The organism is Hafnia sp. HMSC23F03 (genome assembly GCF_001816025.1).
GTDB lineage: Bacteria > Pseudomonadota > Gammaproteobacteria > Enterobacterales > Enterobacteriaceae > Hafnia > Hafnia paralvei.
The window spans coordinates 176,057-190,146 of sequence record NZ_KV824242.1 but is presented as its reverse complement, the minus strand read 5'-3'; the positions used below and the strand labels follow the sequence as shown (position 1 = coordinate 190,146).

The window sequence follows — 14,090 nt, the reverse complement described above, 5'->3', positions numbered from 1 at the left end:
TATGGAAAACGTCGTTATTGTCAGTGCAACTCGTACTGCTGTAGGGAGCTTTAATGGCTCACTCTCTTCTATTCCTGCGGTTTCTCTTGGCGAAATCGTGATTCGTGAAGCATTGAATCGTGCTGGTCTAGATGTGAATTTGGTTGATGAAGTTATCATGGGCAATGTGCTTCAGGCCGGGTTAGGGCAAAACCCTGCACGGCAGGCGGCGCTTAAGGCGGGTATTGGGCATCAAGTGCCTGCCTATAGCGTCAACAAAGTGTGTGGTTCTGGCTTAAAATGCGTAGCGCTGGCTGCTCAGGCTATTCGCGCAGGCGACGCTAGAGCGGTGATAGCCGGAGGTATGGAGAACATGACCCGGGCTCCCTATCTGCTGGAGAGCCAAGCTCGCTGGGGATATCGGTTAGGTGATGGCCAAGTTTATGATGTGATTTTGCGTGATGGGCTTATGTGTGCAACGGAAGGTTATCACATGGGGATCACCGCGGAGAATGTGGCTAAAGAGTATGGCATTAGCCGCGAAGAACAGGATCGCATCGCGTTTTCATCTCAACAAAAAGCTTCGCTGGCGATTGCCACTGGGTGCTTTGAGAAAGAAATTACGCCAGTAGTGATTAAGAATAAAAAGGGCGATCAGATTTTTTCTACGGATGAACATCCGCGTATGACGTCGTTAGATAAGTTAGCCAGCTTAAAACCCGCTTTTACCTCAGAAGGAACGGTAACGGCAGGCAATGCGTCAGGGATCAACGATGGTGCCGCGGCTTTGGTTGTGATGTCTGAAAGCATGGCAAAAGAACAGGGATTAACCCCGCTTGCGCGGATCCGTAGCTACGCCAGCGGCGGTGTTGCACCTGCGTTGATGGGAATGGGCCCGGTACCAGCAACGCTGCTAGCACTTAAAAATGGTGGTTTGAGTTTGTCGGATATCGATCTCATTGAGGCTAATGAAGCCTTTGCCGCCCAGTTTGGCGCAGTAGGGAAAACGTTAGGGTTTAATGAAGATAAAGTGAACGTGAACGGCGGCGCGATCGCGTTAGGTCATCCGATAGGTGCGAGCGGTGCGCGTATTCTGGTCACTCTGCTACACGCTTTAGCCGCCAGAGATAAGACGCTAGGTTTAGCAACGCTGTGCATCGGCGGTGGGCAGGGTATCGCGATGGTGGTTGAGCGTATTTAATCTACGAAAATTGCCTCAAGTTACCATAAGAAAACAGGGAGCGATTATCGCTCCCTGTTTATATGTTGCTGATGAAAAGACGAATAATTACAGCGCGGCAATAACCGCTTGTTGTTCGATCAGCTTCGCTTTCGCATCCGCATAACCGTTCATCTTCTCGCGCTCTTTAGCAACAACGGCCTCTGGTGCACGAGCGACAAAACCTTCGTTAGAGAGTTTTGCTTCGATACGGCCAATTTCCGCTTCGATTTTAGCCACTTCTTTAGCTAAACGATCCAGCTCGGCATCTTTGTCGATCAGACCAGCCATCGGGATCAGCAGCTCTGCGCCGTCAACCAGCTTAGTCACAGATACTGGGCCTTTATCGCCAGCAGGCAGCACGGTGATGTTTTCCAAACGCGCCAGTGATTTGATGAAGCTCAGGTTTTCTTGAACACGACGTTGAGCGTCAGCGCTGCATTCACGCAGAAGCAGTTCTAGTGGCTTGCTTGGCGCAATGTTCATCTCGGCACGAATATTACGTACGGCGATGATGGCTTGTTTAATCCACTCCAGATCCGCCAACGCTTTCTCGTCAACCTGAGAAGCGTCGAACTCAGGGAACGGCTGCAGCATGATGGTATCAGCAGTAATTCCCTTCAGGCCTTTCACTCGCTGCCAGATTGTTTCGGTGATATACGGAATAACTGGATGCGCTAAGCGCAACAGTGCTTCCAGTACGGTCACCAGCGTGTGGCGAGTGCCTCGCAGTTCAGCATCAGAACCCCCGTTCATAACTGGCTTAGTCAGCTCCAGATACCAGTCGCAGAATTGGTTCCAAGTGAATTCGTACAGAATATTAGCCGCCAGATCGAAGCGGTAGTTATCCAGTGCTTCGCGGTACGCTTTTACTGTCTGGTTGAATTCAGAGAGGATCCAGCGATCGGCCAGAGACAGCACCATTTCACCACCGTTCAGGCCACAATCTTGATCTTCGGTGTTCATCAGTACGAAACGGCTAGCATTCCACAGCTTGTTACAGAAGTTACGATAACCTTCCAGACGCTTCATATCCCAGTTAATGTCGCGACCGGTTGAAGCCAGCGCTGCGAGAGTGAAGCGCAGAGCGTCGGTGCCGTGTGGCTCAATGCCCTCTGGGAACTGTTTTTCGGTACGTTTAGCAATTTTCTCAGCCAACTGTGGCTGCATCATATTGCCAGTACGTTTTTCTAACAGTTCTGGAAGCGAAATACCGTCGATCATGTCCAGCGGATCGATAACGTTACCCTTGGATTTGGACATTTTCTGCCCTTCGTCATCACGGATAAGGCCGGTCACATACACGGTTTTGAATGGAACCTGCGGTTTGCCGTTTTCATCTTTCACGAAATGCATGGTCAGCATGATCATGCGCGCGATCCAGAAGAAGATGATGTCAAAGCCACTGGTCAACACGTTGGTTGGGTGGAACGTTTTCAGTGCTTCAGTCTGTTCAGGCCAGCCCAGCGTTGAGAAGGTCCACAGACCAGAAGAGAACCACGTATCCAGAACGTCGTCGTCCTGTTTCAGTTCTACGTCAGCGCTCAGGTTGTTTTCGCGGCGAACTTCTTCTTCGTCACGGCCTACAAATACGTTGCCTTCATTGTCGTACCAGGCTGGAATGCGATGACCCCACCACAGCTGACGAGAAATACACCAGTCCTGAATGTCGCGCATCCAAGAGTAGTACATGTTCTCGTATTGCTTAGGTACGAACTGAATTTCGCCCTGTTCAACGGCTTCGATCGCAACTTTCGCCAGCGGCGCAGTACGTACGTACCATTGGTCGGTTAGCATTGGCTCGATAACCACGCCACCGCGGTCGCCGTAAGGAACGGTGAGATCGTGAGGCTTGATTTCAACCAGCAGGCCAGCCTCTTCACAGGCTTTTACTACGGCACGGCGGGCGGCAAAACGCTCCATGCCGCGGAACTGTGCTGGGATTTCGTTGCTGTAAACGTCGGTTTCTTCGCCGTTGGTGTCCAACACTTCTGCTTCGTCGCGAATGTCGCCATCGAAGGTCAGAATGTTGATCATCGGTAGCGCATGGCGGCGACCAACTTCATAGTCGTTAAAGTCGTGGGCAGGGGTGATTTTCACACAGCCGGTGCCTTTTTCCATATCGGCGTGTTCATCGCCCACGATAGGAATACGACGACCAACCAGTGGCAGTACCACGAATTTACCGATCAAATCTTTATAACGCGGATCTTCTGGGTTTACCGCTACGCCAGTATCACCCAACAGGGTTTCAGGACGGGTAGTTGCTACAACGAGATAGTCTTTACCATCGGCGGTTTTTGCGCCGTCAGCCAGCGGGTAACGCAGGTGCCACATGGAACCTTTAGTTTCGCGGTTTTCAACTTCCAGATCGGAGATTGCGGTGCGCAGTTTTGGATCCCAGTTCACCAGACGTTTGCCACGGTAAATCAGGTCTTCTTTATACAGACGAACGAACACTTCTTTAACTGCGTTAGACAGCCCATCATCCATCGTGAAGCGCTCGCGCTCCCAATCTACGGAGTTGCCCAGACGACGCATTTGGCGAGTGATAGTACCGCCAGATTCTTCTTTCCATTGCCAAATTTTGTCAATGAAGGCATCACGACCATAGTCATGGCGTGTTTTGCCTTCTTCGGCTGCGATTTTACGCTCGACAACCATTTGAGTGGCGATACCCGCGTGGTCAGTACCGACCTGCCACAGGGTATTTTTACCCTGCATGCGCTGATAGCGGATCATGGTATCCATGATGGTCTGCTGGAAAGCGTGACCCATATGCAGGCTGCCGGTGACGTTCGGCGGCGGGATCATAATACAGAAGCTTTCTTTGCTGGTGTCGCCATTCGGCTTGAAGTAGCCCTGCTGTTCCCAGTGCTCGTAGAGCGGCTGCTCAATGTCTTGCGGGTTATATGTCTTTTCCATGGTTCGTCTGTTCTTTGATTTTGATCGATCAGTGAGTTGGCGGCGTAGCCGTGGTCAATTGGAAGCCGACGCTGCGGTAGATTTTATAGCGCTCGCGCGCCAACTGCTTTAAAGCGTCTTCATAAGGAACGAAGTCTATCACTTCATGGAAAGCGGTGGCAAAATCCGCGAACTCGGTCTGTAGGCAGATCATCAGTTCGCGCGGTGCATTGCCGCGTTTTCCTGGCCATGATAATTCCACTGGCGCGCCGTAATGCGGACCTTCACCAGCGAGATTATGTGGCACGAACTGGTGGGGATCTCGAGCCCATAGCGCCTCATCCAGTTTTACCGCCTGTTCCTGACTTTGGCAGGCAATGAGAATTCGTTTACCTGAACGCCATTGTTCGGCAGCAAGGTCACAGGCCAGCGCCTCAACGGCATCCAGTTCACCATCAGGCTGATGATGTTCCAGAAGATAGAAGGTTGCCTGTTTCATGATGTGATTGAGCCTTAAGCTTATGCAGCACTTATGAAGTAGTGAAATAAAAACAACTAAAGACCCCTTCCGGCCATTCCCTGTTAAGGGGAAGCCGAATCGGGGTCTCCATTATTAACTAAATTTCCTTAATCGTCGCCATTCAGCCCTGCGCGATTGAGCAGGAACTGAGACAACATAGCAACAGGGCGGCCTGTTGCGCCTTTGGCTTTACCGGAACGCCATGCCGTACCTGCGATATCCAGATGCGCCCAGCTGTATTTACGGGTGAATCGAGACAGGAAGCAAGCGGCGGTAATTGCTCCGCCCGGACGGCCACCGATGTTTGCCATATCAGCAAAGTTAGAATCCAGTTGTTCTTGGAACTCATCCATCATGGGTAGACGCCACGCACGGTCACCAGCCTGTTCTGATGCACTGATCAGTTCTGATGCTAATGGGTTATGGTTGGCCATCAGCCCAGTCAGATGATGACCCAGAGCAATCACGCAGGCACCGGTTAATGTCGCAACGTCAATAACCACATCGGGCTCGAAGCGTTCAACGTAGGTTAGAACATCACACAGCACCAAACGGCCTTCGGCATCGGTATTAAGCACTTCAACGGTTTGGCCGTTCATCGTGGTTAATATGTCACCCGGACGGTATGAGCGCCCACCTGGCATGTTTTCACAGCCCGCGAGTACGCCAACGATATTCAGCGGCAGTTGCAGCTCAGCGGCCATACGCATTACGCCATAGACAGATGCTGCACCGCACATATCGTATTTCATCTCATCCATGCTATCCGCTGGTTTGATAGAAATACCGCCGGAGTCAAAGGTTAATCCCTTACCAACCAAGACGATAGGCTTGGCATCTGGGTTCTTGCTGCCTTTATACTCAATAACAGACATCAGTGATTCATTTTGCGAACCTTGCCCAACGGCCAGATAAGCATTCATGCCCAGCTCTTTCATCTGCTGCTCGCCGATAACACGGGTGCTGACGTTGGGGCTGAAGCTATCTGCTAATTGGCGCGCCTGAGATGCCAGATATCCTGCGTTACAGATATTCGGCGGCATATTGCCAAGATCTTTCGCGGCTTTAATACCGGCGGCAATCGCTAAGCCGTGCTGGATCGCTCGTTCGCCGCTGGTCAGTTCACGACGGGTTGGGACGTTGAAGACCATTTTGCGCAGTGGACGACGTGGCTCGGCTTTATTGCTCTTCAACTGATCGAAGGTATAAAGCGTTTCTTTGGCTGTTTCGACCGCCTGACGTACTTTCCAGTAAGTATTACGGCCTTTGACATGCAGCTCAGTCAGGAAGCAAACCGCTTCCATTGAACCCGTGTCGTTCAGCGTATTAATCGTTTTTTGGATGACTTGTTTATACTGACGTTCGTCCAGCTCGCGTTCTTTGCCACAGCCAATCAGCAAAATGCGTTCTGAGAGTACGTTAGGTACGTGGTGCAACAATAAAGTTTGACCCACTTTACCTTCCAGTTCGCCACGGCGCAGTAGGGCACTGATGTAGCCATCGCTGATTTTATCGAGCTGTTCTGCGATTGGGGACAGTCGGCGCGGTTCGAAAACACCGACGACAATACAGGCGCTACGTTGTTTTTCCGGGCTACCGCTTTTTACACTGAACTCCATGCACTCTCCTGAATCTTAAAGACAACGGTGCGGGTGATGACTAAGCTATAATACCTTGCATACTTGAGGCCGTGTCTTCTTAACTGCGATGCTTCACCCAACTTTTCAGGGTTTCTCGCTTGTCGCCTTGATGCAGCTACAATTATTTGGGGTATTGAGATATTTCTTACTGCAAGAAATACCGCTTAAGTCACTATTATGTCGGCCCTTGCCGTTGAACTGACTGGAACACTAATTCACGTTTTTCACAGACGATGGCGGTTTTTGTCCACATTTTCATCGGTAATGGCGTGATTTTCTCTCATTCTGCTAGGCACTTTATGTGCTGTGCAGAGGGACGTTGTACAATCGGTAGTTATTTTCTCGTTTTCGTTACCAACGATTACGGTACAATTGTTTTACTGTACAATCAGTTTACCTTTCTTATCGTTATGTTGTTGCTGTGTTCATTGTTTGCGACAACGATAACAAGTTTGGGTATACATCACAGGTAGTTGGCGATTCGCTCTCTACAAAGTGCCAGTTATAAGTGTGTTCCTATAGGTTACACTTGTGGCACATGCTGTAATGCTATTCTGATTGTAACCGCCGCCATAATCATCATAAAAATGGCGGGTTAGCGTAGAAATTATCTATTTTCCTGCAAAAAGACAAGTTTTCACAGGCGTAATAAGCGTGATCATCATTAGATATCTGGTACGGGAAACGTTTAAGAGTCAGATTGCTATCCTATTTATCCTGCTGCTGATCTTTTTTTGTCAAAAGATGGTGCGGATACTCGGTGCGGCAGTTGACGGCGAAATTCCGACAAACTTAGTGTTATCTCTCCTCGGGCTGGGTGTGCCTGAGATGGCCCAGCTTATTCTGCCTCTTAGCCTGTTCCTCGGGCTACTGATGACGCTGGGTAAACTTTATACCGAGAGTGAAATCGTGGTTATGCATGCCTGTGGCTTAGGCAAAGGCGTGCTGATTAAAACCGCGATGATTCTTGCCTTTATTACGGGCGCGTTTGCATTGGTTAACGCGTTTTGGGTGAGCCCATGGTCGTCATTCCACTCCGATGAAGTGATGGCGGAGGCCAAGGCCAACCCCGGTTTAGCATCCATGGTTGAAGGGCAGTTCCAGCCTTCAAAGGATGGCAACTATGTGCTGTTTGTGGGCGATGTTAAGGGCAAAAAGTTCGAAAACGTCTTTTTAGCGCAATTGCGTCCTAATGGAACGCAACGCCCGTCGGTCGTGGTGGCAGATACTGGCCATATGGAAGGGCGTCCTGATGGCTCCCAACAGGTGGTGCTCGATACCGGTACTCGCTATGAAGGGACCGCGTTGTTGCGTGACTTCCGTATTACCGATTTCGTTAACTATGAAGCGGTTATTGGGCATCAGGCTGTTGTATTAAATCCAAGCAATGCCGATCAGGCACCCATGACGGCGCTGTGGGATTCCAACGAAAAAGACTTCCGCGCTGAGTTCCACTGGCGTATCACGTTGGTATTCTCTGTCTTTGTGATGGCGTTGATGGTCGTGCCTTTGAGCGTGGTTAACCCGCGACAAGGTCGAGTGTTGAGTATGCTGCCAGCGATGCTGCTGTATCTCATCTTCTTCCTGCTGCAAAGCTCTCTGCGTTCCAACGCTGCCAAAGGCAAGATTGATCCCTTTATCTGGGTATGGGTAGTGAACGGCTTCTATCTGCTGCTCGCGATTGCGTTGAACATTTGGGATACGCTGCCGATGCGTCGAATCCGTGCGCGAATGACTGGTAAAGGAGTCGCCTGATGCTAGGAGTATTAGACCGTTACATTGGGCGCACCATCTTCAGCACCATCATGGCAACGCTGTTTATGCTGGTGTCGCTATCGGGAATTATCAAATTCGTCGATCAGCTGCGTAAGGTCGGGCAGGGGGATTACTCTGCCGCTGGCGCAGGGCTTTACACTCTGTTAAGCGTGCCAAAGGACATTGAAGTCTTCTTTCCTATGGCCGCTCTGCTCGGGGCGCTGTTAGGTCTCGGGATGCTTGCGCAACGCAGTGAGCTGGTGGTTATGCAGGCGGCGGGTTATACCCGCATGCAAATCGCCTCCTCAGTGATGAAAACCGCTATTCCGTTGGTTATCCTGACGATGGCGATTGGCGAGTGGGTTGCTCCACAAGGGGAGCAGGCTGCGCGTAACTATCGTGCTCAGCAGATGTATGGAGGATCATTGCTCTCTACGCAAACGGGGTTGTGGGCAAAAGATGGCACCGACTTTATCTTTATCCAGCGTGTTACAGGTGAGAAAAGTATTCAGGGCGTGAGTATTTATAGCTTTGATAATGAACGTCACTTGCAAAAATTACGCTATGCCAACTCTGCAACGTTTGAAGGTCACCAGTGGAAGCTATCGCAGGTTGAAGAATCTAACCTGACCGACAGCAAAAGGATCACCGGCTCACAGACGCTGAACGGCGTTTGGAAAACCAATCTGACCCCAGACAAATTGGGTGTCGTTGCCATGAGTCCTGACTCTCTTTCTATCAGCGGTCTGTATCATTACGTGAAGTATTTGAAGCAAAGTGGGCAGGAATCCTCGCGTTATCAGCTAAACATGTGGAGCAAGATTTTCGCTCCGCTGTCTGTGGCGGTAATGATGCTGATGGCACTCTCCTTTATCTTTGGTCCACTGCGTAGTGTGCCTATGGGCGTAAGGGTGTTGACCGGTATTAGCTTTGGCTTCTTTTTCTACGTGCTCGATGAGATATTTGGACCACTAAGCTTGGTGTACAGCGTTCCGCCGGTGCTGGGTGCGATACTACCGAGTCTGCTATTTCTGCTGATTAGTGTCTATATGCTGCTGAGAAAATCGTAGTCTTCTTCTATTCAGTACTTCTATTCAGTATGAGATAAAAACGGGCCTTGATAGGCCCGTTTTTTATTGGTTGAAACTGACGCAGTTCACTGGTTTTTTTGGGCTAATTCACTCACAAGCTGATTAACGCCATCGCTCATGTTCGTAAACTTGCTGAGTTCAGTGCGAGCCACCACAACGAATACACCGACATTTTTCTCAGGTATCAGCGCCATATAGGTAATAAATCCACCGCCGCCGCCGGTCTTTTGAATCATTCCCGGTAAACCATTTTGCGGTGCCATATAGACCCAACCTAGCCCTAACGCTGCCGCTTTGCCAGGGACATCCATACCTTTAATCATCGTCAGTTTTTCACGCTGGTAATACATTTTCAGCAACTGTTGTGCATAGGGGCTACGTGGCTGAGTAGATGACGATAGGAACTGTTGCATCCAACGCTGCATATCTTCTGGGGTGGAATAAATTCCACCGCTACCGATGGCGGCAAGGCTGCTTTGGCATGGGCTAGCACCGCGAGCGGGTACGATCATCCGCGAGCATTGCTCTGGGGACGGCGTGTAGGTGGTGTCTTTCATACCGAGTGGTTGGGTGACTTTCTCTTTCAATAAACTCGGATAGGATTTCCCCGTAGCTTGAGCGAGGGCGTCTGCCAGCAGGTCGAAAGCCAGATTGGAATAAGATGCGCGTACGCCCGGTGGCACGGTTATTTTGGCACTTTTCAACCATTGCCAACGATCAGATTTGGTTGGCCACGTAAAGACATCGCGATGAGGTGCTCCCCCTGGTTGTTCACGAGGGAGTCCGCTGGTATGAGAGGCCAAATTCATCAGGATGATTGGCTGATTGGCGCTATAGGAAGGCACCCGCATGCCCTTAGGCGCATATTTCCTTAATGGGTCGTACAGACTGACTTTTCTTTCATCCGCCAGTTTCACGAGGACTTCACTGGTCATCAACTTAGTGAGTGATGCGATACGGATGAGTGAGTCTTTGCGCGGACGAATATCGTTCCCTGGACGAGTTTCACCAAAGCTTCTAAACACCTGTTGATTGTTATCAATGGCCACTAAAGCCATCGCAGCAGCACCGCTGTTATAGAAAATGTGCTCGGCGTACCCGTCAACAACCTGAGAGGCCAAGGGTTCAGGTTGTTGGGCAAAGGCACTAATTGGTATTAGCGCACAGGCGACAGCCAGCAGTGTCGCAGGGAAAAATTTCAACACGCGTTTATCCATTTTTTCAGGCAATAGGTTTGGTCAGATTTTTAGTGGGGACATATTAATGCTAACAAGAGCGGTCGCAGAGCAGAATTCATTGATTTTTTGTAAATAAAACCAAACGCTACATATGGAAACAAAAATGGTTGTGATCTAGCTCACTGGCAGCGCTAATCTTAAGATATGCACAGTTTGGTTTAGTGATGGAAAAAATACGTTGTTAAGAAGATACACACGAATGTTTTCCTCTTTTGCGTTTGTGCACATATAATGCGCATCCAGTCTTCTCTGACTAACATTGACAACCGCCTGCGCGCGGTCTAGCACTCAACAGGAATATAAACATGAAAATGAGTATCCGTGCGCTCTTCACGGTGCTTCTGGCAGCAACTGCTTGTATGCAGTCCGCATTTGCCGTTGTATACCCTTTACCTGCGAATAATAGCCGCTTGATCGGTGAGAATATCCAAGTAAAAGTTCCAGATGACAGCAAACTGCCTCTGGAGCACTTTGCTGCTCAGTATCAGATGGGCCTGAGTAACATGCTGGAAGCTAACCCAGGAGTGGATACCTATCTGCCAAAACCGGGTATGACGCTGACTATTCCACACCAACTGATCCTGCCAAATGCTCCGCGTGAAGGCATTATCATCAACAGTGCAGAGATGCGTCTGTATTACTATCCAAAAGGCTCTAAAACCGTTGTCGTTCTGCCTATTGGGATTGGTGAACTAGGTCGCGATACGCCAATGAACTGGGTAACCTCTGTTCAGCGTAAGAAAGCGGGGCCAACGTGGACACCGACCAAAAAAATGCATGAAGAGTACGCTGCCAATGGCGAGATTCTTCCACAGGTATTCCCAGCAGGTCCTGACAACCCAATGGGGCTGTACGCACTGTATATTGGGCGTTTGTATGCAATTCACGGTACTAACGCCAACTTTGGTATCGGTCTGCGCGTAAGCCACGGCTGTGTGCGTCTGCGCGATGACGATATCAAATACCTGTTTGACCACGTGCCAGTCGGCACCCGTTTACAGTTTATCAATGAGCCTGTAAAAGCGACCGTTGAGCCCGATGGTTCTCGTTACATCGAGGTACACAACCCGCTGTCGACGACAGAGCAGCAGTTCAACTCTGATGCGCCGGTTCCAGTGGTATTAACCGATGCGATTAATAAAGTGATTGCAGATCCAAGCGTTCAAACAAGCGCGGTTGATAATGCCGTTGCAGCACGCTCTGGTATGCCAATCAAAATCAACTAATTAATACTGGTTGATAAAAAACGAAAGGCGGGATATTTCCCGCCTTTTTTACGTTTTAAGTCCCGCTATTGGCCTTAGTTTCATGCAGATGCCGCCACAGCACTTTCCCCTGAAGGTCTTTCTCAAACACCACCGTTGAGTATCTCAGCGAAGCCGCCTGTTCTGGCAATGACTGCTGCTCTTGATAGCTGAGCACCGCACCGTTTTCCCACTCGCTGATAATCTTTATCGCCGATACTTCAATCTTAAGCCCTTGCTTAGCGCCGCCATTAGCCTGAAAGAATGCACACAGCGCGGGGTAGTTTAATGCGTGGCCGCTGACGCCAACCATGGTGAAGCTAGGACTAAAATGCGACAGCAAGCGTGTACAGACATCAGCCTCCACCGCCGTATTTGCAAACCACTGCTGAATCAACTCATGTGATTCAATTACTTCAACAATATAAGGATTGTTAGATGACATAAATTTTCCCGATGAGGAGGGCACTACACAATGAATTAAAGCTAACGTGGAGTGAGCTTATCGCAACTCACGCCATCCGCCAGAAAAAGCGATAATTTCTTCTTACGCTGACATTTAATAAAACGGATGTCGTCTTTAAAGAGGTGTAAAGCACGCGACAAGAATGGCAAGGGTGACGACATATTGATGATAAAACATGCGATAACGCGCTTTCCCTCGCATCTTCGCCGTTTTTTTGGTCACTTAAACAATTGAATGCAGGATAAGTATTGCGTGAGGTTCGTGGCTAGGTATAATGCACACGTTTTCCGCATACCTCTTCGTGCCGAAGTGGCGAAATCGGTAGACGCAGTTGATTCAAAATCAACCGTTGAAAGACGTGCCGGTTCGAGTCCGGCCTTCGGCACCATCGGAACATCAATAGACGTCAACGGACGTCTTTTTTTGTGCCTGAAATCCAGTATCCGCAAGGCTTTCCTCGCTTTTTCACTCAACCTAAGTCAACCTGATTCAATCTACATCAACTTACTGATGCGGGTACAACTGCGGGTATATCCCGGTTCGATAATGTTTGTACCCACACAGAACCCTTGAAAGGATACTCATCATGGCTCTGAGTGATGTGAAGGTTCGTTCGGCTAAACCAGAAGAAAGAGCTTATAAGCTTACTGATGGTGACGGCATGGTATTGCTGGTTCACCCTAACGGTTCTAAATATTGGCGACTTCGTTATCGCTTCGGCGGCAAAGAGAAGATGCTGGCGTTGGGGAAATATCCTGAAGTGTCATTGGCTGATGCTCGGGCACGCCGGGATGAGGCTCGTAAGCTTTTAGCTAATGGTGTCGATCCCAGTGAAAACAAGAAAGCTGTTAAGGTAGAACAGGAACAAGAGGCGATAACGTTTGAAGTGGTAGCCAGAGAGTGGCACGCCAGCAATCAGAAGTGGTCTGCATCGCATAGCGCTCGTGTATTGAAAAGCCTCGAAGATAATCTCTTTGCTGCCATCGGTAAGCGGAACATTGCGGAACTGAAGACGCGGGATCTTCTTGTACCCATCAAAGCGGTGGAGTCATCCGGGCGTCTTGAAGTCGCCGCTCGTTTACAGCAGCGGACTACTGCGATTATGCGCTTTGCCGTTCAGAGCGGATTAATCGACTACAACCCTGCGCAAGAGATTGCTGGTGCGGTTGCTACGGCGAAAAGACAGCATCGCGCAGCGCTAGAACTCAATCGCATTCCTGAATTACTTCATCGCATTGATCACTACTCCGGCAGGCCGTTAACTAGGTTGGCAGTGGAACTCACTTTACTGGTCTTCATTCGTTCGAGTGAACTGCGCTTTGCTCGCTGGCCAGAAGTCGATTTTGAAACGGCCATGTGGACGATTCCGGGCGAGCGTGAGCCACTGGAAGGAGTTAAGCATTCTCAGCGTGGTTCGAAGATGCGGACTCCACATCTTGTTCCCTTGTCGCGGCAGGCTCTAGCCATTCTGGAAAAGATCAAAAAAATGAGTGGGAATCGAGAGCTGATCTTCGTTGGCGATCACGATCCACGTAAGCCTATGAGTGAGAATACGGTGAATAAGGCTCTGCGAGTCATGGGCTATGACACTAAAACAGAAGTGTGTGGACATGGTTTCAGAACAATGGCCTGTAGTTCATTGATAGAATCGGGATTGTGGTCGAGGGATGCGGTTGAACGGCAGATGAGCCATATGGAGCGTAACTCTGTACGTGCGGCTTATATCCATAAGGCGGAGCATCTGGGGGAGCGCAGGTTGATGCTGCAGTGGTGGGCGGATTATCTTGATGCGAATAGAATGGCAGCTATCACTCTATTTGACTATGCAAAGATTAATAGTCCTTTTCGATAATACTAACTAAGTGTCTGAATATTCACTCTTTGTTAATTAAAAGCTTATAACTGAGAAGCCTCCGCCCTAATGGGGAGAGGCTTTTGTCTTAACTCAATCAAGAAGGAAATCGTTATGTAAAACTTTATTTTTTTGTCCGGTATGTGAACGGAAGTGTTAAATATCCACTATGCCTTGTTCGC

At 49.5% G+C, this 14,090-nt stretch carries 10 protein-coding genes and 1 tRNA gene; 6 read left to right on the top strand and 5 right to left on the bottom strand.

What is annotated here, in order from left to right; translation table 11 throughout:
• Position 1 precedes the first annotated feature (1 nt).
• Positions 2-1,180: an acetyl-CoA C-acetyltransferase gene (locus HMPREF3091_RS19405; RefSeq protein WP_070718181.1), complete on the top strand. Its 1,179-nt coding sequence runs from the start codon at positions 2-4 to the stop codon at positions 1,178-1,180.
• Positions 1,181-1,267: 87 nt separating this feature from the next.
• Here the strand turns inward: HMPREF3091_RS19405 and HMPREF3091_RS19400 are convergent, their stop codons facing one another.
• The 3 genes from HMPREF3091_RS19400 to pepA all read right to left on the bottom strand — a co-directional run bounded on the left by HMPREF3091_RS19400 (position 1,268) and on the right by pepA (position 6,241).
• Positions 1,268-4,123 (bottom strand): valine--tRNA ligase, encoded by a 2,856-nt coding sequence (locus HMPREF3091_RS19400; RefSeq protein WP_070718177.1) that lies wholly within the window; start codon positions 4,121-4,123, stop codon positions 1,268-1,270.
• A gap of 28 nt (positions 4,124-4,151) precedes the next feature.
• Positions 4,152-4,601: a DNA polymerase III subunit chi gene (locus HMPREF3091_RS19395; RefSeq protein WP_004097243.1), complete on the bottom strand. Its 450-nt coding sequence runs from the start codon at positions 4,599-4,601 to the stop codon at positions 4,152-4,154.
• 128 nt (positions 4,602-4,729) lie between these two features.
• The gene (gene pepA / locus HMPREF3091_RS19390; RefSeq protein ID WP_070718175.1) at positions 4,730-6,241 is read right to left on the bottom strand and encodes a leucyl aminopeptidase; all 1,512 of its coding nucleotides are present in this window, start codon (positions 6,239-6,241) and stop codon (positions 4,730-4,732) included.
• Positions 6,242-6,916: 675 nt separating this feature from the next.
• Between pepA and lptF the strand changes: the two genes are divergently transcribed.
• Together lptF and lptG are read left to right on the top strand one after the other, a co-directional pair.
• On the top strand, positions 6,917-8,017 hold the full coding sequence (lptF, locus tag HMPREF3091_RS19385; protein WP_004097245.1) for an LPS export ABC transporter permease LptF: 1,101 nt from the start codon (positions 6,917-6,919) through the stop codon (positions 8,015-8,017).
• Positions 8,017-9,087 (top strand): LPS export ABC transporter permease LptG, encoded by a 1,071-nt coding sequence (lptG, locus tag HMPREF3091_RS19380; protein ID WP_004097246.1) that lies wholly within the window; start codon positions 8,017-8,019, stop codon positions 9,085-9,087. Before lptF ends, lptG begins: the two co-directional genes overlap by 1 nt.
• A gap of 86 nt (positions 9,088-9,173) precedes the next feature.
• Here lptG and ampH read toward each other — a convergent pair whose 3' ends face one another.
• Positions 9,174-10,325, bottom strand: a complete 1,152-nt coding sequence (ampH, locus tag HMPREF3091_RS19375) for a D-alanyl-D-alanine-carboxypeptidase/endopeptidase AmpH (protein WP_070718171.1) — start codon at positions 10,323-10,325, stop codon at positions 9,174-9,176.
• A gap of 326 nt (positions 10,326-10,651) precedes the next feature.
• On the opposite strand from ampH, the gene HMPREF3091_RS19370 reads away from it, so the two are divergent.
• Positions 10,652-11,572 (top strand): L,D-transpeptidase family protein, encoded by a 921-nt coding sequence (locus HMPREF3091_RS19370; protein WP_004097249.1) that lies wholly within the window; start codon positions 10,652-10,654, stop codon positions 11,570-11,572.
• Positions 11,573-11,627: 55 nt separating this feature from the next.
• Here HMPREF3091_RS19370 and HMPREF3091_RS19365 read toward each other — a convergent pair whose 3' ends face one another.
• Positions 11,628-12,035, bottom strand: coding sequence for a DUF4440 domain-containing protein (locus HMPREF3091_RS19365; protein WP_070718168.1), 408 nt, complete (start codon positions 12,033-12,035; stop codon positions 11,628-11,630).
• A gap of 324 nt (positions 12,036-12,359) precedes the next feature.
• On the opposite strand from HMPREF3091_RS19365, the gene HMPREF3091_RS19360 reads away from it, so the two are divergent.
• Positions 12,360-12,444, top strand: a tRNA-Leu gene (locus HMPREF3091_RS19360).
• Positions 12,445-12,642: 198 nt separating this feature from the next.
• On the top strand, positions 12,643-13,908 hold the full coding sequence (locus HMPREF3091_RS19355; RefSeq protein WP_070718165.1) for a tyrosine-type recombinase/integrase: 1,266 nt from the start codon (positions 12,643-12,645) through the stop codon (positions 13,906-13,908).
• The last annotated feature ends 182 nt before the right edge of the window (positions 13,909-14,090 follow it).

Coding starts and splice junctions, on each gene's coding strand:
- HMPREF3091_RS19395 (WP_004097243.1), bottom strand. CDS start 4,601: ATGAAACAGGCAACCTTCTATCTTCTGGAACATCATCAGCCTGATGGT.
- HMPREF3091_RS19355 (WP_070718165.1), top strand. CDS start 12,643: ATGGCTCTGAGTGATGTGAAGGTTCGTTCGGCTAAACCAGAAGAAAGA.
- ampH (WP_070718171.1), bottom strand. CDS start 10,325: ATGGATAAACGCGTGTTGAAATTTTTCCCTGCGACACTGCTGGCTGTC.
- lptG (WP_004097246.1), top strand. CDS start 8,017: ATGCTAGGAGTATTAGACCGTTACATTGGGCGCACCATCTTCAGCACC.
- pepA (WP_070718175.1), bottom strand. CDS start 6,241: ATGGAGTTCAGTGTAAAAAGCGGTAGCCCGGAAAAACAACGTAGCGCC.
- HMPREF3091_RS19405 (WP_070718181.1), top strand. CDS start 2: ATGGAAAACGTCGTTATTGTCAGTGCAACTCGTACTGCTGTAGGGAGC.
- HMPREF3091_RS19370 (WP_004097249.1), top strand. CDS start 10,652: ATGAAAATGAGTATCCGTGCGCTCTTCACGGTGCTTCTGGCAGCAACT.
- HMPREF3091_RS19365 (WP_070718168.1), bottom strand. CDS start 12,035: ATGTCATCTAACAATCCTTATATTGTTGAAGTAATTGAATCACATGAG.
- HMPREF3091_RS19400 (WP_070718177.1), bottom strand. CDS start 4,123: ATGGAAAAGACATATAACCCGCAAGACATTGAGCAGCCGCTCTACGAG.